At 45.2% G+C, this 18,165-nt stretch carries 16 protein-coding genes and 1 other annotated feature; of the genes, 13 read left to right on the top strand and 3 right to left on the bottom strand.

Annotated elements, in window-relative coordinates:
- Window positions 1–298 precede the first annotated feature (298 nt).
- A complete protein-coding gene (locus OO774_RS05725) occupies window positions 299–1,009 on the top strand; it encodes a calcium-binding protein (RefSeq protein WP_264905452.1) in 711 nt (236 codons plus the stop codon).
- Window positions 1,010–1,096: 87 nt separating this feature from the next.
- Here OO774_RS05725 and OO774_RS05720 read toward each other — a convergent pair whose 3' ends face one another.
- Window positions 1,097–1,717 (bottom strand): L-threonylcarbamoyladenylate synthase, encoded by a 621-nt coding sequence (locus OO774_RS05720; RefSeq protein ID WP_014232403.1) that lies wholly within the window; start codon window positions 1,715–1,717, stop codon window positions 1,097–1,099.
- Between the two features lie 38 nt (window positions 1,718–1,755).
- Window positions 1,756–2,625 (bottom strand): PHP domain-containing protein, encoded by an 870-nt coding sequence (locus OO774_RS05715; protein WP_264905450.1) that lies wholly within the window; start codon window positions 2,623–2,625, stop codon window positions 1,756–1,758.
- 95 nt (window positions 2,626–2,720) lie between these two features.
- Here OO774_RS05715 and OO774_RS05710 point away from each other — a divergent pair, with 95 nt between their 5' ends.
- The 8 genes from OO774_RS05710 (at window position 2,721) to OO774_RS05675 (ending at window position 10,673) form a co-directional block, all read left to right on the top strand.
- Complete coding sequence (locus tag OO774_RS05710; RefSeq protein ID WP_014232405.1) at window positions 2,721–2,846, top strand: trp operon leader peptide; 126 nt, start codon at window positions 2,721–2,723, stop codon at window positions 2,844–2,846.
- Window positions 2,793–2,896, top strand: a sequence feature (Trp leader region). (Overlaps the previous gene by 54 nt.)
- Window positions 2,897–3,020: 124 nt before the next feature.
- Window positions 3,021–4,601 (top strand): anthranilate synthase component 1, encoded by a 1,581-nt coding sequence (locus OO774_RS05705; RefSeq protein ID WP_264905448.1) that lies wholly within the window; start codon window positions 3,021–3,023, stop codon window positions 4,599–4,601.
- Between the two features lie 6 nt (window positions 4,602–4,607).
- A complete protein-coding gene (locus OO774_RS05700) occupies window positions 4,608–5,198 on the top strand; it encodes an aminodeoxychorismate/anthranilate synthase component II (RefSeq protein ID WP_264905447.1) in 591 nt (196 codons plus the stop codon).
- Between the two features lie 19 nt (window positions 5,199–5,217).
- Complete coding sequence (gene trpD / locus OO774_RS05695) at window positions 5,218–6,216, top strand: anthranilate phosphoribosyltransferase (RefSeq protein WP_264905446.1); 999 nt, start codon at window positions 5,218–5,220, stop codon at window positions 6,214–6,216.
- Between the two features lie 13 nt (window positions 6,217–6,229).
- Window positions 6,230–7,669 (top strand): bifunctional indole-3-glycerol-phosphate synthase TrpC/phosphoribosylanthranilate isomerase TrpF, encoded by a 1,440-nt coding sequence (gene trpCF / locus OO774_RS05690; protein WP_264905444.1) that lies wholly within the window; start codon window positions 6,230–6,232, stop codon window positions 7,667–7,669.
- A gap of 40 nt (window positions 7,670–7,709) precedes the next feature.
- Complete coding sequence (gene trpB, locus OO774_RS05685; protein ID WP_264905442.1) at window positions 7,710–8,900, top strand: tryptophan synthase subunit beta; 1,191 nt, start codon at window positions 7,710–7,712, stop codon at window positions 8,898–8,900.
- Window positions 8,900–9,706 (top strand): tryptophan synthase subunit alpha, encoded by an 807-nt coding sequence (gene trpA, locus OO774_RS05680; protein ID WP_264905440.1) that lies wholly within the window; start codon window positions 8,900–8,902, stop codon window positions 9,704–9,706. Before trpB ends, trpA begins: the two co-directional genes overlap by 1 nt.
- Window positions 9,707–9,980: 274 nt before the next feature.
- Entirely contained in the window at window positions 9,981–10,673 is a 693-nt protein-coding gene (locus tag OO774_RS05675; protein WP_264905438.1) for a Crp/Fnr family transcriptional regulator, read from the top strand.
- 82 nt (window positions 10,674–10,755) lie between these two features.
- Here the strand turns inward: OO774_RS05675 and OO774_RS05670 are convergent, their stop codons facing one another.
- The gene (locus tag OO774_RS05670) at window positions 10,756–12,297 is read right to left on the bottom strand and encodes a long-chain fatty acid--CoA ligase (protein WP_264905436.1); all 1,542 of its coding nucleotides are present in this window, start codon (window positions 12,295–12,297) and stop codon (window positions 10,756–10,758) included.
- A 542-nt stretch (window positions 12,298–12,839) separates the two neighbouring features.
- Here OO774_RS05670 and OO774_RS05665 point away from each other — a divergent pair.
- The 4 genes from OO774_RS05665 (at window position 12,840) to OO774_RS05650 (ending at window position 18,112) form a co-directional block, all read left to right on the top strand.
- Window positions 12,840–14,108 (top strand): dicarboxylate/amino acid:cation symporter, encoded by a 1,269-nt coding sequence (locus OO774_RS05665; protein ID WP_264905434.1) that lies wholly within the window; start codon window positions 12,840–12,842, stop codon window positions 14,106–14,108.
- 419 nt (window positions 14,109–14,527) lie between these two features.
- A complete protein-coding gene (locus OO774_RS05660; RefSeq protein ID WP_264905432.1) occupies window positions 14,528–17,074 on the top strand; it encodes a hybrid sensor histidine kinase/response regulator in 2,547 nt (848 codons plus the stop codon).
- A 94-nt stretch (window positions 17,075–17,168) separates the two neighbouring features.
- On the top strand, window positions 17,169–17,417 hold the full coding sequence (locus OO774_RS05655) for a hypothetical protein (protein WP_264905430.1): 249 nt from the start codon (window positions 17,169–17,171) through the stop codon (window positions 17,415–17,417).
- A gap of 131 nt (window positions 17,418–17,548) precedes the next feature.
- Window positions 17,549–18,112 carry a septation protein A gene (locus OO774_RS05650; protein ID WP_264905429.1) on the top strand — a complete coding sequence of 188 codons (564 nt, stop codon included), beginning with the start codon at window positions 17,549–17,551 and terminating at the stop codon, window positions 18,110–18,112.
- Window positions 18,113–18,165 lie beyond the last annotated feature (53 nt).

Genomic DNA, 18,165 nt, shown 5'->3' with positions numbered 1-18,165 from the left:
GTCTGTATTATGCAATCTACCCATCTTCACGGGATTTTTTCAGTCGGCCATTATACGTAACTTTATGGCTTAATGTAAGCGAAATCCTCTCTATTCTCAGCCTGATAAATTTAACTTAATCCATCCTCCTATTTACCACTTTTTTCCTACTGTTGGTCGACATTCAGTCCAATAACCACACTAATTTAGAACTTTATTGCCCGTAGAACAGAAGCTTCAGCTGATAAAATTATCATGGTTGCTAGATCAACAATCTACTGACTTACCTGCGACGATAATCAGATAAAAGGACAACAAAATGTCAAACATAGGGATTACCCTCAATTGGATATTTGGTACCTGCGACGATGACAATATAAAGGGAACAAATGGCTCGGATACGAGCGACATCTTCTTCGGTTTTGGCGGTAAAGATAATTTTGTCGGCTTCGATGGTGATGATTATATCTTCGGCGGCTGGAATGAAGATCGCTTATTTGGTGGGCGGGGAAATGATTTTGTCTCTGGTGGTTTCGGTGATGACTACCTATCGGGTGGTTTAGGAAATGATTCTCTATATGGTGGATTCGGAGACGACATTATTTTTGATTATTCAGGGAATAACTTCATCAGCGGCGGTTGGGGAAGTGACACCATTGTTATCGGTGATGGTGAGTCCGTTCTAAGTGGGGGGCTTGGCAAAGATTCCTTTGTTTTTACCAACCGTATGGCGATTGGTGTTCCCGACCAACCCGTTTCTTCCAATGACATCGATGTGAAAGCAGAAGTTCTGGATTTTAATATTTTCCACGATAAATTGGTGTTTGATTTCGGGCGTGATACCAATGATGACGGCATTCGCGATACGTTCCTCGATTCCGCCGATGATCTGACGCTTTCATACAACGAATGCGGCTGGGCGGTATTCTCCAGCGATGAATACAATGTTGAAGTGACGTTAAACGGAATCACATCAAATTATATTGACTATGCGGAGCACAAAGGTATCGATCTTTTCGAGTTCGCTTAAAGAATTTACTTCGTTTTCGAATCGATACACTAGACACAAAAAAGGAGGCACCTCTGCCTCCTTTATCACATCAAGCTACCACCACACTTATTCAAATGGCGCAGGGTCACCCGAACCAAGACGAACCACGACAGGGTCACCTTCACTAAAGTCGATAACCGTTGACGGTTGTTCACCTAAATAACCGCCGTTAAGTATTACGTCAACCGCATGTTCTAACTTGTCACGGATATCTTCTGGATCAGATTCAGCTACGTCACTGTTAGGCAAAATCAACGACGTAGACATCAAAGGCTCACCCAATGCTTCCAAAAGATCAAGCGCGATTTGGTTATCAGGAACACGGATACCGATGGTTTTACGCTTTGCATTCATTAAACGACGAGGCACTTCTTTTGTACCTTTGAAGATGAATGTGTAAGGCCCCGGAGTATTATTTTTCAGTAATCGAAATGCGCCGTTGTCTACGCGTGCGTACAGCGAAATCTCGGATAAATCTCTGCATAACAACGTGAAGTTGTGCTTATCGTCCAAGCGACGAATTTGACAGATACGTTCTAACGCCTGTTTGTTTTCCAGTTGACAGCCAAGTGCGTAACCCGAATCGGTTGGGTAAACCACGACACCGCCGTTACGAATGATTGCTACTGCTTGATTAATCAAGCGAGCCTGTGGGTTTTCTGGATGAACGTAAAAAAACTGGCTCATTGTAATTCCTCATTATCGAGCCTCTCGGCTCTATATCCTTATGGAGCATGGACTTCGTTGCGATCCAACGAAGGGTCAATGCCCCAATCTTTCCAAACTGGTTCTACGCCTGACGGCAACCAGAGGTTTCGACCCAACTCCATCCAAGGAGACGGATAGTGAAAGTCGCTACCTTGGGACGCTAATAGTTTGTATTGTATAGCATAATCCGCCAGATTGCGTCTTTCTTGTTGTGCTTGTTGTGGCTGAGCGACTTCCATCGCGTCACCATTTGCTTCCGCGAATGCCGCAAGAAGACGCTTAATCCACTTTGCTGTCAACTGATATCGACCCGGATGAGCTAACACCGCGTGGCCACCAGCAGCGTGAATGGCATCTATCGCATCTTTCATCGAACACCAATTCGGTGGCACATAACCAGGGTTGTTACGCGTTAGGAACTTTTTGAACACCATTTGCATATTTTTAGCGAAGCCATTGTCCACCAACCATTTCGCGAAATGGGCACGTGTAATTGGCGCATCACCTGCAATCTGCTGTACCTCTTCCAGAACGCCTTCACGGGTTGCTTTCTGCAGACGCGATGCGATCAACTCTGAACGAGTGATTCGATGCTGTTTTTGTTGTTCAATGAGCGTCTTCAATGCTGGATTATCGGGGTCAATATTCAGACCCACGATATGGATATCTTTATTTTGCCAAACGGTTGAGATTTCGATGCCATTGATGATTTGTATCGGCAACTGATTCTCTTCTACATACTGTTTCGCAGGCAATAAACCGTCAACGGTATCATGGTCTGTAATCGCCAAAACTTCGATATCAAAACTCAGTGCCCTATCCACTAAATCTTTCGGTTCCAGTCGGCCATCAGAGGCTGTGGTATGGCTATGTAAATCAATTCTCATATTTTTATCGTTTTAATGCTGTTTTGGGGTTGACTTTTTATCTCCGCACTAGTTAACTAGTACACAAATACAGAACACATTATTCAAGGCTCACTATGTTACAAGAATTGAAGCAAAACCAAAAAGCGAAAGTTGCAGTTTGTCTGAATAAGACAAGCTCGGCAGACGTTGCTTGGTGGCGCACTTGGACAAGTTCTTGGTGGGCAAACGTGTACTTCTAGTTAAGAAATTCAAACGTTTAAAAGCCCGCTGCCAAAGCGGGCTTTTTATTTTTCGCCCTTTTTACGTTCAACTGCTTAAACATTAACCGGATCTCGTAAACTCTTAATTGGGCCTATGCCTGGTTTATGCCACTATGTTCGGCAGGAAGATTAAAATAGCTATAAGGAGGTCTTGTGAACAAGGCCATTGAAATAAAGAATCTTGGACAACTGGAAGTGTTAACGGCTTCTGTTCCTTACACTCAAGACCCAACCCGCTTGTTTCACACCCTATGTGAAAACAAGACGGATAGCTTACTTCTGGAATCTGCGGAAATCGAATCGAAACAGGATCTAAAGTCGCTGTTGATTGTCGACTCTGCGGTTCGCATCGTTTGTTTTGACCATACCGTGACCATGCATGCGTTGACCGACAACGGTAAAAACTTGCTTGATCATCTTTACAAGAACGTACGCGATGACGTCAGCTCTCAATTTGATGGTGAGACTCTCACCCTAGAATTTGCCCATCCATGCGACTCTCTGGATGAAGATTCGCGTTTACGTGAAGCATCTTCGTTTGATGCACTGCGTTTGGTTCAACACAGTTTTGATCTAGCAGATAAAGATAAGCACGCGATTTTCCTCGGTGGTTTATTCGCTTACGACTTAGTGGCAAGTTTCGAACCTTTGGGTCATGCAGATGCGACCAATCAATGTCCAGATTACGTTTTTTACGTAGCCGAGACTCTACTCGTCGTTGACCATCAGACTGAGTCTTGTCATTTGCAAGCAACGCTATTTGTCGATAACTCACAACAAGCAACCTTAGAAGCTCGCATTGCAGAAATCGGCGAACAGTGTAGCGCACCTAAGCATCTGCCTAGTGCGGCTAAACTGACTGATGTGACAGCTCAACCAAGCATCTCGGATGAAGACTTCTGTCAGATTGTCAGTGATTTAAAAGAGTACGTAGTGAAAGGGGATATATTCCAGGTTGTTCCTTCTCGCCGTTTCACACTTCCGTGCCCTTCCCCACTAGCGGCATACAAAGAGCTGAAGAAGAGCAACCCGAGCCCATACATGTTCTACATGCAAGATGAGTTATTCACTCTATTTGGCGCTTCGCCAGAAAGTGCTTTGAAGTACGAAACCGACACCAATCAGGTTGAGATTTACCCAATCGCAGGCACTCGCCGCCGCGGTAAGCGCCCGAATGGAGAAATCGATTTCGATCTCGACAGCCGTATCGAACTTGAACTGCGTACCGACATGAAAGAAAACGCAGAACACATGATGCTAGTTGACCTGGCACGTAACGACGTCGCACGTATATCTACGGCTGGCACCCGCTATGTGGCTGATCTACTCAAGGTAGACCGTTACAGCCACGTGATGCATTTAGTTTCACGCGTCGTCGGTCAATTACGCGAAGATTTAGACGCCCTGCATGCTTATCAGGCAAGCATGAATATGGGCACACTGACAGGCGCGCCAAAAATTCGTGCTATGCAGTTAATTCGTGACGTGGAAGGTGTTCGCCGCGGAAGCTATGGCGGTGCGGTTGGCTACCTAACCGGAGAAGGCACGCTAGATACTTGTATCGTGATTCGCTCTGCGTATGTTGAAAACGGTATCGCCCAAGTACAAGCAGGTGCAGGGGTAGTTTTCGATTCAGATCCACAAGCGGAAGCGGACGAAACCCGTGGTAAGGCACAAGCCGTTATTTCTGCTATTCAAGCAGCCCATTCTCAACCTACAAAGAAGGAGGAGTAGCAGAGCATGGCTAACATTATATTTATCGATAACTTTGACTCTTTTACCTATAACTTGGTTGATCAATTTCGGTCGCTTGGTCATTCCGTCACCATTTACCGTAATAACATTGCTGCCGAGACCATAGAAGACGCGGTCAATGAGCTAGAAAACCCAGTTGTTCTGCTCTCTCCAGGTCCGGGGGCTCCTTCTGAAGCGGGCTCAATGCCAGACTTAATTCAGCGCATGAAAGGCAAAGTACCAATGATCGGCATCTGTCTTGGCCATCAAGCTATCGTTGAAGCCTATGGTGGCACGGTTGCGGGCGCAGGTGAGATCATTCACGGCAAAGTGTCGATGATGGAACATGACAATCACGCCACTTACGCCAATTTGCCATCACCACTGGCCATTGCCCGTTATCACTCATTGGTCGCAACCTCTGTTCCAGAAACGCTGACCATTACCGCTGAAGTGGATGGATTAACCATGTCAGTGGTACACGAGCAAGATAAAGTTTGCGGATTCCAGTTCCACCCGGAATCAATCATGACCACTTATGGAGCAACCCTATTAGCCAATGCTATCGAATGGGCGCTTGAGAAAAACAATGCATAAAGAAATAGGGAGAGGAATTATGGAAGCGATTATCAACAAACTTTATGACCAACAGGCTTTGACTCAAGAAGAAAGTCAGCAACTGTTCGACACCATTATTCGTGGTGAACTCGACCCAATTTTGATGGCATCAGCGCTAACGGCACTCAAGATTAAAGGCGAAACGCCTGACGAGATTTCCGGCGCAGCAAAAGCCCTGCTCGCCAACGCAAAGCCGTTTCCGAGTCCTGAGTATGACTTTGCCGATATTGTCGGCACTGGTGGCGATGGTCACGATACTATCAACATTTCCACCACGGCAGCATTTGTCGCTGCGGCTTGCGGTTTGAAAGTCGCCAAACACGGCAACCGCAGTGTATCCAGTAAGTCAGGCTCTTCTGATCTATTGGACTCTTTCGGCATCAACCTTGCCATGAGCCCTGAAGACACGCGTAAAGCCATGGACGAAATTGGCGTGGCATTTCTGTTTGCCCCTCAATACCACGGTGGCGTGCGTCATGCGATGCCAGTACGTCAAACGATGAAAACACGCACGATCTTCAATATTCTCGGCCCATTGATTAACCCAGCGCACCCTAATATTGAATTAATGGGCGTTTACAGCGAAGAACTAGTTCGTCCTATCGCAGAAACCATGCTACAAATGGGTATGAAGCGCGCAGCAGTGGTGCACGGTAGTGGTTTGGATGAAGTTGCTATTCATGGACCAACCACAGTGGCAGAGATCAAAGACGGTCAAATTGTCGAGTACACACTGAGCCCTGACGACTTCGGCTTAGAGACACACCCACTAGCAGCGATCAAAGGTGGCGATCCTGAAGAGAACAAAGCAATCATCACTAACATTCTCACAGGAAAAGGAACCGATGCTCAGCTAGGTGCTGTCGCTGCGAACGTTGCATTGCTCATGCGTCTGTTCGGTCACGAAGATTTAAAAGCCAACACGCAACAAGCGATTGAGGCAATGAATTCAGGCAAGGCTTACCAGTTAGTTCAGCAGCTTGCCGCACACGCTTAAGGACATAATCAAGATGACGGATTTCAACACTCAAAAAGCTGACAACCTTTCTGAGCACGTGTCAAAAAAAGAAGCAGAAATGGCGGAAGTACTCGCTAAGATCGTTCGCGACAAATATCAGTGGGTCGCAGAACGCAAAGCTTCTCAGCATTTGAGTACTTTCCAATCCGATTTAGAACCTTCAGATCGTAGCTTCTACGATGCGCTTAGTAGTGATAAAACCGTGTTTATTACTGAGTGTAAAAAAGCCTCACCTTCAAAAGGGCTTATAAGAAATAACTTTGACCTGGATTACATCGCATCGGTTTACAACAATCATGCTGATGCCATTTCCGTTTTAACTGACGAGAAATACTTTCAGGGCAACTTCGACTTTATTCCGCAAGTGCGCAATCAGGTCACTCAGCCGGTGATATGTAAAGATTTCATGGTGGACACGTACCAAGTTTACCTGGCACGTCACTACGGGGCTGACGCTGTCTTATTGATGCTGTCTGTGCTCAATGATGAAGAGTACAAAGCGTTAGCCGAAGTGGCACACAGCCTCAACATGGGCATTCTGACAGAAGTCAGCAACGAAGAAGAACTGCACCGTGCGGTTGATTTGGGAGCCCTGGTTATCGGTATCAACAACCGTAACTTACGTGACTTGAGTACTGATCTTAACCGTACCAAAGAGTTAGCACCGTTGATTCGAAAACTCGCGCCAAAAGCCACCGTGATTTCAGAGTCAGGCATTTACACACACCAACAGGTTCGAGATTTAGCAGCTTACGCAGACGGGTTCCTGATTGGCAGTTCGCTTATGTCCGAAGACAATCTGGATCTCGCAGTTCGTAAAGTCACATTGGGTGAAAATAAGGTTTGTGGTTTAACCCACCCTGACGATGCAGCAAAAGCTTATAAAGCGGGAGCGGTATTCGGCGGGCTGATTTTTGTCGAACAGTCTAAACGAGCGGTGGATTTAGAGACGGCTCGACTGACAATGAGTGGCGCACCACTTCAATACGTAGGCGTGTTCCAAAATCATGAGATTGATTTTGTGGCTGCCATTGTGACATCGCTTGGTTTAAAAGCCGTTCAATTGCATGGCGCTGAAGATCAAAGCTACGTCAACCAGTTAAAAGCTGAACTTCCTGCTGGCGTTGAAGTTTGGAAAGCGTATGGCGTCAAAGAGAGCGCGCCAACTTTGCTTGCTGAAAACGTTGATCGCCACCTATTGGATGCACAAGTAGGGAATCAATCTGGTGGTACCGGACAAGTTTTCGACTGGTCTCTTATCGGCGACCCAAGTCAAATCATGTTAGCAGGTGGACTGTCGCCTGAGAATGCTCAACAAGCAGCGTCACTAGGTTGCTTGGGATTAGATTTAAACTCTGGTGTAGAAAGCGCGCCAGGTAAAAAAGATGCACAGAAGTTGCAGGCCGCGTTTAACGCAATTCGCAACTACTAGAATTATTCGTAGCAAAAAAATTACGAGAAGGACTATCACGATGGCAAAACTGAATGCCTACTTTGGCGAATATGGCGGTCAGTACGTTCCGCAAATCCTGGTTCCTGCATTGGAGCAACTAGAGCAAGCGTTTATTGATGCACAGGAAGATCCAGAGTTCCGTAGCGAATTCATGACACTTCTGCAGGAATACGCAGGTCGCCCTACGGCGCTGACGCTTACTCGCAACTTAACTAAAGGTACAAAAACCAAACTTTACCTAAAGCGTGAAGACTTACTCCACGGCGGCGCACACAAAACTAACCAGGTGCTAGGCCAAGCTCTACTCGCTAAGCGCATGGGCAAGAAAGAAATTATTGCTGAAACCGGTGCGGGTCAACACGGGGTTGCGACCGCACTTGCATGTGCACTACTTGGTCTTAAATGCCGTGTGTATATGGGTGCGAAAGACGTTGAGCGACAAAGCCCAAACGTATTCCGTATGAAACTCATGGGCGCTGAAGTCATTCCGGTTCATTCTGGTTCGGCAACACTTAAAGATGCGTGTAATGAAGCTCTGCGTGACTGGTCAGCAACGTACGAAGAAGCGCACTACCTGCTTGGTACGGCAGCGGGCCCTCACCCGTTCCCAACTATCGTTCGCGAATTCCAACGCATGATTGGTGAAGAAACCAAGAACCAGATTCTGGCTCGTGAAGGACGTCTTCCAGATGCAGTTATCGCTTGTGTTGGCGGTGGCTCTAACGCCATTGGTATGTTTGCTGATTTCATTGAAGAAAAAAGTGTTCGCCTTATTGGTGTAGAGCCTGCCGGTAAAGGTATCGATACCGACCAACACGGTGCGCCGTTGAAACACGGTAAGACAGGTATTTATTTCGGTATGAAAGCGCCAATCATGCAAGATGAAAACGGACAGATCGAAGAGTCCTACTCCGTTTCTGCTGGTCTTGATTTTCCATCTGTCGGGCCTCAGCACGCTTACTTGAATTCCATTGGCCGCGCGGAATACGCCAATGTAACCGATGATGAAGCCTTGGATGCTTTCCAGGAAATTGCGCGTAGTGAAGGTATCATTGCGGCACTTGAATCGTCTCACGCACTTGCACACGCGTTGCGTATGGCTCGCGAAAATCCAGAAAAAGAGCAGCTTTTAGTCGTCAATTTATCCGGTCGTGGTGACAAAGACATCTTCACCGTAAACGCCATCCTAGAAGAAAAAGGAGTGATCTAATGAGTCGTTATGAGAAGATGTTTGCTCGCCTGAACGAAAAGAAGCAAGGCGCGTTTGTACCGTTCGTAACGGTAGGTGATCCAAATGCTGAGCAGTCATACAAGATTATGGAGACCTTGGTTGAATCAGGTGCTGACGCGCTTGAGTTAGGTATTCCATTCTCCGACCCACTTGCAGATGGCCCGACAATCCAGGGAGCAAATAAACGCGCACTTGAGTCTGGTGCAACCCCAAGTATCTGCTTTGAGCAAATCGGCAAGATTCGCGCCCAATACCCAGAACTGCCTATTGGTCTATTGATGTACGCGAACTTAGTTTACTCGCGTGGTATTGAGAACTTTTACGAACACTGTGCCAAAGCGGGTATCGACTCTGTTCTGATTGCTGATGTACCAACCAATGAAAGCGCAGAGTTCGTCGCAGCAGCAGAGAAGTTTGGCATTCATCCGATCTTTATTGCGCCGCCAACAGCCAGTGATGAAACCTTAGAACAAGTTGCAGAATTGAGTGGCGGGTATACCTACTTGCTTTCACGCGCGGGTGTGACAGGGACAGAAACGAAGGCAAATATGCCTGTTGGACAGTTGTTAGAGAGACTGAACCAGTTCGATGCTCCACCAGCATTACTTGGCTTCGGTATCTCTGAGCCAGAACAAGTGAAACAGGCAATAGAGGCTGGTGCTGCGGGTGCAATTTCTGGTTCTGCAGTGGTTAAAATTATCGAGACCAATGTTGAGCAGCCACAAATTATGCTGGACAAGCTTAGTGAGTTTGTTTCGGCAATGAAGGCAGCAACTCAAAAATAATCTCTCTCCTATATGGTAAATAAGCGCCCACAGTTCGACGAACAGTGGGCGTTTTTTGTTTGACGGATAAATGAGGAAGCTGTCTATTCTGGCCAATAACTTCTCAGCTAAACCGGTTCCCAAATAAACCACTTGTTAAACAAAAATTGCTCATTCAAATAGAGACGCATCACAATTTCAGATCATAACACCTTCACAAGATGTGCTCCTTGAGAGCACCGAATTAGAAAATGTTAAAATATCGATCTTTACAGTGCAGCACTAAGGTACCGACATGGAAGAGTTAAAAAAGCTGTTGCTTCAATGCCCAGTGTTATCTGGACTGCCTACTGAGGGCATTGATGACGCGGTACAAATTGTAAGAACTCGACATTTCGATGAAAAAGCGCTCATCTGCAATAAAGGGGACAAGCATTCATCGCTGATGGTGATTGCCAAAGGCGCAGTAAGAGTCAACTCGATAAGTACAAAAGGAAAGGAAGTCACGCTAATGATTTTCGATGCTGGCGGCTGGTTCGGTGACAATGTGTTTTCTCCCGGTATGCCGCGTATATTTGGCGCAACGGCTCATTCCGATGTAACACTTTTGGAGCTGCCAGGGGATAAGTTTCGTCAGTTGTTAGCTAAGTATCCGCAAAGCTATCCGGTCATTCTGGATCTAATGAGTCGAAGGCTATGGTCAGCCATATCCGTGATAGAAGATGATGCGATTCGAGGCATTGAAGAGCGCATTGGTCGCCGGCTGCTTTTGCTCGCGACATATCAGACTAATCGGGCAATAAGCGCAGAGCCTTGTGTTGTTCGCGTAACACGAGAACACATCGCGAATATGATGGGGCTGACAAGACAAAGCGTACACAAAGTATTAAAGAAAATGGAAGCCTTAGACATTCTCAATCTAAGCTATGGCAGTATTACGATTCTTAATCCGCTTAAGATGGAAGAGTATCTAAAACAACTCGAATAAACCTGACTGCTGCATCATACCATGTATCAGAAGAGAAAAAAGCCAGCGATGAGTCAGCTGGCTTGATACTTGCTATACGTGTTTAAGCAACTTTGAGTTCTGCTTTCAATTCGCGCTTTAAGATCTTACCCGTTGCACTCATCGGAAGTTGGTCTCGTACCTCAACAAATCGAGGGTATTTAAATGCTGCCAGATGCTCCCTTCCCCAAATCTGAAGCTCTGACGCTTCAATATACTGATCGGGTTTAAGGACCACGTAAGCCTTAATCTCCTCACCGTACTCTTGATGAGGAATACCAATGACCGCGACCATGGCAACTGCAGGGTGTGTCATAAACACTTCTTCGATTTCACGAGGGTAAACGTTAAAACCGCCACGAATGATCAAGTCTTTGATTCGATCCACAATGAACAGGTTGCCAGCTTCATCAAAACGACCAACGTCTCCGGTATGGAACCAGCCGTCTTTCAGCACAGACTCTGTTACCTCTGGGCGACCGAGATAACCTTTCATAACGTTGTGGCCACGTACAATGATTTCGCCTTCTTCACCGACAGGGACTTGATTACCTTCTAAATCGACAAGCTTCACCTCAACACCTTGGATAGGCTGACCAACTGAGCCAGGAATTCGCTCTTGGTCTAAATGGTTGAAACAAGCAATAGGGCTGGTTTCAGACAAACCGTAACCTTCCAAAATAGGCACGTTGAACTTTTCTTCAAATGCACGGAACACTTCAGTCGGTAACGATGAACCACCACTTGCTGCCACGCGTAACGACGAGATATCATAATTTGTGTCCGCATGAAGCAGTCCGATATACATTGTTGGTACACCAGCAAAAATGGTGACCTTGTGTTTTTCGATTAATTCAAGGACATGAGACGGTTCAAATCGAGGGACAAGAACGAGAGTTGCACCACTCAACACGCTCGCATTCAAATGTACGGTTTGACCAAATGTGTGGAACAGAGGCAAAGTCACCAGGTGTACATCGTCAGCTTGAGCAGCCATGATGTTCTGCCCAACAATCGCGTTCATGACAATGTTTTGTTGCGTTAATTCCGCTCCTTTTGGCATGCCGGTCGTACCCGAGGTATACAATACAACACAGGTGTCATCCGCATTGCGTGGCACGTAATCGTCCAACGGTTCAACATCACGAATAAACGCATTTAGGGTTGGTACGCTACCCCACTCTAATTCAGCCTGTGACTGGGTCATGACCACCATGTTTTCACACGTGTCCACTTCTTTAAAGGCTTTGACACCTTCTCTGGCCATGGGCAACTCTGGCGTACCTTCAAAGCAGAAATAAAACTTAGCGTCTGAGTCTTCTAGGTGATACTTGATTTCTCTCGCTTTCAACAACACATTCAGCGGTACCGCAACGGCACCCGCTTTCTGCACAGCGAAATAAATAAACGCAAAGAAAGGCAGATTCGGACAAGACAATGCGACTCGGTCTCCCGGTTTGACGCCATGGTTAATCAACGACGCAGCAATTTTGCCTGCGATCGCATCAAATTGAGAATAAGAAATTTCCAAGTCACCGCATATCAGCGCTGTCTTATCAGGCTTACTGGCAGCATTTCGCTGCAACGCAGCAGCAAGATTCATCATAATGACTCCACCTCTAGATTATAGGCATTCACGTTGTTCTTAAGTATTCAACAACAAAAAGTTAACGATAGAGTGGCTTTCGACGGTTCTTTGCATCTTTAACCTGCCACTTGTTAACATTATATTTACAAGAGTTGTCATGCTAAGAATGTAAAATATTTAACATTCTTTAGCGTGAATTCACTAAAATGTGAGCTTGCGTCCTATTTATTGTCAGAAATATCAGACAATAAATAAGATCTTCCCCAACCAAGAATCGGTAAACAAAGTGTTAACAAACACTTAATCATCAAACGCCAAAAGCATCAACCAAAGCAATAAAAAGCCCATGCTTACATTTCAATATTGAATAGCAAACGTTTGCTATTGGGCAAAAAATTAGCATTCGTCAATAAAATATCGATTATTTCATCAATAACCCTGCTGCACATATTGCCAATTGTGAATGATAAGTGTAAAAACAAGGGCGAAATTATTACCCACTCATTTACTGATAAATAGTGGGTAATTTTAGGATTTTAAATTTTATTAGCACAGAGGTTATGGAAGTGTTAAAAGAAAAGAGTTTACTAAATAACATTGGCGTGCAAGTCGTCATTGCAATGATCGTGGGTACAGCCGCTGGTGCTCTAATGGGTCACGACGCTACGGTCTTCGCGCCACTTGGTGCTATCTTTATCAACCTTATCAAAATGCTAGTAATCCCACTGGTTGCTGTCGCTTTGATTTCTGGTGCTGCTGGTCTTGGTAACAGTCAATCTGCAGGCAAAGTTGGCTTAGTAACACTAGGTTACTTTGGTCTAACATCTGCTCTTGCAGTAGCACTTGCTCTATTTATGGGTGAAGTATTCCAACCGGGCATCGGCATCGACGTTTCAGGTGTTGAAGGCATGTTCTCTGCTGAATACGCATCTAAAGGTGAACTACCATCTTTCTGGGCAACCATCACTGGTATGATCCCAACCAACGTTTTCCAGTCACTAAATGATGCGAACATTCTGCAGATCCTAGTATTCTGTATGTTCTTCGGTATTGCGATTTCTCAACAAGCTAAAGAGCGCCGCGATCCTATCATCAACGGTGTAAACTGCATTGTTGACGCGATGGTTTGGATGATCAACAAAGTGATGGTCATTGCGCCTATTGGTGTATTTGGCCTAATGGCTGAAGCGGTTGGTACGTTTGGTTTTGGCGCACTAATGGTGGTATTCAAACTATTCGTGGTCTACGTTGCAGCAATCCTAATCTTCGGCTTCGTTGTTTACCCCGCAATGGTTCACATTTTCACTAAGACCTCAGCGAAGAAGTTCCTTTCTTCAATGAAGAAGCCACAAGCGGTTGCACTTTCAACAGCTTCTTCAATGGCGACACTGCCAGTAACGATGGACACTTGTGAAAAAGATCTGGGCGTTAGAAACTCTACTGCTTCGTTTGTTCTGCCTCTTGGTGCAACGATCAACATGTCTGGTAACGCGATTTACTACGGCTTAGTAGCCATCTTCTTCGCTCAATTATTTAACATTGATCTAGGCATGGGCGCTTACATCGCTATCATCGTTACCTCTACGCTTGGTGCGGTTGGCCAGGCTGGTGTACCAGGCCCATCATTCTTGGTTGTTGCGGTTCTGCTAGCGGCTGGCATTCCAATTGAAGGCCTGCCACTACTATTCGCTCTTGACCGTATCTTCGATATGATTCGTACCGCGCTTAACATCACTGGTGATGCGGCATGTGCAGTTATTGTTGACGCACTTGTAGAAGAAGAAGTACAAGCAAATAAAGAAGTTGAGCTGAGTAAGCAAGAAGCTTAATTTTCTTTACGCTATTTTTCAAAGTCGCTCTAAACGAGCGGCTTTTTTTTGTCCAACTTTTGCATTAGGTAACCATACAAACAGAAACTGGTGGCATAAATTATGTAACGTGATATAACGCACCTATAAAATATAAAAAATGTCAGTGCTAGGTTGTCTCATGAGTCTAAAGTTGTCTTTAGACCTGATCTCCCATACAGATTGGTCTATCCATAAAAATCAGAGCGTTGCACATGAAGCCTTTCATCGTACAACCCTCTACTACTTGCTACTGTACTTATATTTTCTCAGCAGTAGCGTGACTGGCTTTACCCGTATTGTTATCAATGCGTGGCGCACCAAATCGCAAACTTCCTGCGTATTGTTCAGTGGAAAATACTGTGATCGACAAAACAGACGTCGTCTACAGGTGAACCAGAATGTTTGATTTTGGTTTGACAGGTCTGCTTTATCCAAAAGCCATTACGTTATATGTCACTGTCGCCGCCGTTCTCCTATGGCTAATATACTATTGCTATCGCCTGAAAAATAGGAAGGAGCGCGTTCTGGGCACCCACCATGCGCCCTACATTGCATACTCTGCCTGCATTATTATCTGGATCGGCAGTAATGCCTATTTTCATACTGAGCTGTTGGTGAAATTTGGCTCCGAGGGCGGCATCTTCATGGCGAAGTTGGCTAATCTTGCTTCCTTTTTCTCCTTTGCTTTTGCTTACTACTTTTCCTGTCAGTTACTCGCCGAGCAGAAACAGACGAAAATAAAAAGTTGGCAGCAGCTGATGTTTTTCCTGCTTTCAGGGTATTCACTTTTTATAAACTTGCGTCCGGATCTAACGGTAGCCAATGTCTCTATTCAAGGGCCTAGTGCGTTTGCGATTGAATTCGGATCTCACACCGCGTATTTCTTCACCTCCATTCTGGCGTTGATTGTTCTTACGTTGCTCAACCTTGCCCGTATGAGGATCAACAGTAGCAAACTGGTGCTGGCTAAAAGCAACTACATGATTGCAGGGATCTTGGTATTCATGCTGTCGACTACCGCCATCCATCTTGGAATGACCTATTTTCTCGGAGACTTTTCACTGACTTGGTTACCACCAGCACTCTCCATCAGTGAAATGCTGTTTTTTGGCTATGCTCTACTCACCTCACGCTTCTATAGTGCAAAATATCTCGCCTACATAGCCACCAGCACGTTACTGGTGTGCGGTATTTTTGTATTCCCTTTAGGTGCGGTATTGATTCCAATCACCGAGGGTAACCAATGGCTCATCTCTATTCCGATCTGCGCGCTAGTGGGTATTACCTGGCACTGGCTTTATCGTCGGGTGAGCCGCTTGGTGTCGTATTTTGTCTATTTTAAAAAGCAGACTCCGGTTCAACAAATTCTCGCTCTGGAGGATGAATTTAAACATTCCATTGATGATGCGATGGAAAAACTTGGGGTATTACTCGATATTCCCAAAGACAAGCTGCAGTTGGTTAATAGTCACTACTCGGAAACCTTTTATGAAGACTATCTGCATTCTGATAAATCGGTCTTGCTACTTGATGAACTGTCTGAAGAGATAAAGTACACCTCAGCAAACGGAAACGCATTGAGAAAACTCTATAATAGAATGCGCTCTAGTGAAACCGCGCTTGTCATGCCGCTGTATGGCCATAGCCGTACGGTCTCTCACCTTTTGGTTTCTTCCCATAAAAGAAACCAAAAGCTATTTTCTAACGAAGAAATTTCCGCGTTACAAACGCTACTGACTCGTGTGCAAAGCACAATTGAAGCGGATAGAAACGTCCGTCAAAGTCGTGCCCTCGCCCACTCCATCGCTCATGAAATGCGTAATCCTCTTACGCAAGTGCAATTGCAATTTGAAATCCTAGCGCAACATATTGATTCTCAGTTGTCATCAGAGACACTGAAACGCGACATCGATAAAGGTCAAGCAGCAATTCAACGTGGGCAGCAGGTCATCGATATAATACTAAGAGAAGTCAGCGACACATCACCGGAACAAGAGCCTCAGGTGGCGAGCTCGATTCATAAGGCTGTTCATAAAGCGATAACTCGCTATGGTTTTGAGAACGAAGAGATCATAGAAAGGATCCAGCTTCCCCAACAAGATGATTTTGTTGTGATGTTAAATGAAACTCTGTTTAACTTCGTAATTTTCAACTTGATTCGCAATGCGGTTTACTACTTTGATTCTTATCCCTTCAGCCAAATTGAAATCAGTACTCAATCAGGGCCTTATGAAAACAGATTGATCTTTCGCGATTCCGGACCTGGCATTGATAGCACGATTCTGAACAAGATTTTTGACGACTTCTTTTCGTACCAAAAAAGCGGTGGGAGTGGACTGGGGTTGAGTTACTGCCAGCGTGTGATGCGTTCCTTTGGTGGCCGAATTGAATGTCAATCGGTAAAAGGAGAGTTCACGGAATTCTATCTCTACTTCCCTGTCGTACCGAACTCACCAAAAGCCGAGACCTTCAGAGTCAGCTCCGAAAACGGAAGTACTGCAGAAGACGAACTAAAGCCTCTTGTAATGAAACACTTACCAAGCAGCAATGATGCACCAACAGTGCTCATTGTGGATGATAAAGAGGTGCAACGCACATTAGTTCAGTTGTATTTAAAACAGTTAGGTGTCAAAAGTTTACAGGCAAATAACGGTGCAACCGCTATCGAGATGGTTAAATCTCACAAAATCGATCTAGTTCTGATGGATGTGCAAATGCCTGTTATGAATGGTTTCGATGCAAGTCAGCGCATAAAAGCGATATCCCCTTCAGTTAAAGTGATTGCGTTATCAGGAGAGTCAGGAGCCTCAGAGCTCGCGCAGATCTCTACATTAATGGATGGTCGTTTGAACAAGCCAACAACCTTAAATGCGTTGCGTGAGGTGATACAAACGTGGCTCACTCAAAGCCAAAGTGTCGAGCCAACCACTCTTAAATGTAAATAAGTGGCACAATCTGTGCTTGTTAGTCATCAAACAAATATATCGAACTACCTAAATAACGGTTCTCGTACCAAACAGGTAGAAAGTTTGAAGGGAGATGGCAATGTTAGCCCGTAGACGCATTTATCACAGCTTGATTCATCATGGTGTTAAAGCACTATTGATGGATCGTATTGGTCACTATACCGAAGAAGAATATCACCAATTCCTCAACTTGATGACAGGTCAATCTTCCTCCTTCACCATGACCAACGACGAACTTGCCGCCACGGTAGATAATCTTTTGTGTGAAGGTTACTTAGAAGATGTAAAAACACGTATCCCCCAATACCAGAATGTCGCCTAAACTATAAATTAGAGACAGGGATTGTCGCCAATGTCGCGGCAATTTTTGTATCCAATTGTCTCGAGCTATTCACATTGCGTCAGATTCCGCTAGACTGTGAACAACTCAATAACCAGGTAGTTTTCTGCAACATGAAGCAAATTCTTGATTTTATTCCACTCATTGTCTTCTTTGCCTTGTACAAGATGTACGACATTTACGTTGCGACTGGGGCACTTATCGTCGCGACCGCTATTCAGATCGTTCTGACGTTCGCGCTTTACAAAAAAGTAGAAAAGATGCAGTTAATCACTTTCGTGATGGTAGCTGTCTTTGGTGGCATGACCATATTTCTCCACGATGACAACTTCATTAAATGGAAAGTGACCATTGTGTACATGATCTTTGCTATTGGCCTTGCAGTTAGTCATGCGATGGGCAAATCAGCGATTAAGGGGATGCTAGGAAAAGAGATCTCCCTTCCTGAAAATATTTGGACACGTATCAACTGGGCTTGGGTCGGTTTCTTCTCTTTCTGCGCAGGTTTGAATATCTACGTTGCCTACCAACTACCGCTGGATGTCTGGGTTAACTTTAAAGTATTTGGCCTACTGATCGCGACGTTCGGCTATATGATTGCTACAGGCTTCTACATCTACAAACACATGCCAAAAGAGCAGAAAACTAACTCCTCCGACGTTTCGGTTGATGAATAACAGCTCAGCTTTGCTATAATCCGCGCAAATTTATTATTAGCAGCGACCTTAGG

Source organism: Vibrio sp. STUT-A11, assembly GCF_026000435.1.
In the GTDB taxonomy this organism is placed as follows: domain Bacteria; phylum Pseudomonadota; class Gammaproteobacteria; order Enterobacterales; family Vibrionaceae; genus Vibrio.
Note: the sequence above shows the minus strand (reverse complement) of the source record. Positions and strands in the feature narration are given on the sequence as shown.

Bases quoted from the DNA above. Each gene is read 5' to 3' on its own strand.
- OO774_RS05715 (WP_264905450.1), bottom strand. From the start codon at position 2,625: ATGAGAATTGATTTACATAGCCATACCACAGCCTCTGATGGCCGACTG.
- OO774_RS05650 (WP_264905429.1), top strand. From the start codon at position 17,549: ATGAAGCAAATTCTTGATTTTATTCCACTCATTGTCTTCTTTGCCTTG.
- OO774_RS05720 (WP_014232403.1), bottom strand. From the start codon at position 1,717: ATGAGCCAGTTTTTTTACGTTCATCCAGAAAACCCACAGGCTCGCTTG.
- trpA (WP_264905440.1), top strand. From the start codon at position 8,900: ATGAGTCGTTATGAGAAGATGTTTGCTCGCCTGAACGAAAAGAAGCAA.
- OO774_RS05725 (WP_264905452.1), top strand. From the start codon at position 299: ATGTCAAACATAGGGATTACCCTCAATTGGATATTTGGTACCTGCGAC.
- OO774_RS05710 (WP_014232405.1), top strand. From the start codon at position 2,721: ATGTTACAAGAATTGAAGCAAAACCAAAAAGCGAAAGTTGCAGTTTGT.
- OO774_RS05665 (WP_264905434.1), top strand. From the start codon at position 12,840: ATGGAAGTGTTAAAAGAAAAGAGTTTACTAAATAACATTGGCGTGCAA.
- trpD (WP_264905446.1), top strand. From the start codon at position 5,218: ATGGAAGCGATTATCAACAAACTTTATGACCAACAGGCTTTGACTCAA.
- trpB (WP_264905442.1), top strand. From the start codon at position 7,710: ATGGCAAAACTGAATGCCTACTTTGGCGAATATGGCGGTCAGTACGTT.
- OO774_RS05655 (WP_264905430.1), top strand. From the start codon at position 17,169: ATGGCAATGTTAGCCCGTAGACGCATTTATCACAGCTTGATTCATCAT.
- OO774_RS05670 (WP_264905436.1), bottom strand. From the start codon at position 12,297: ATGATGAATCTTGCTGCTGCGTTGCAGCGAAATGCTGCCAGTAAGCCT.
- trpCF (WP_264905444.1), top strand. From the start codon at position 6,230: ATGACGGATTTCAACACTCAAAAAGCTGACAACCTTTCTGAGCACGTG.
- OO774_RS05700 (WP_264905447.1), top strand. From the start codon at position 4,608: ATGGCTAACATTATATTTATCGATAACTTTGACTCTTTTACCTATAAC.
- OO774_RS05675 (WP_264905438.1), top strand. From the start codon at position 9,981: ATGGAAGAGTTAAAAAAGCTGTTGCTTCAATGCCCAGTGTTATCTGGA.
- OO774_RS05660 (WP_264905432.1), top strand. From the start codon at position 14,528: ATGTTTGATTTTGGTTTGACAGGTCTGCTTTATCCAAAAGCCATTACG.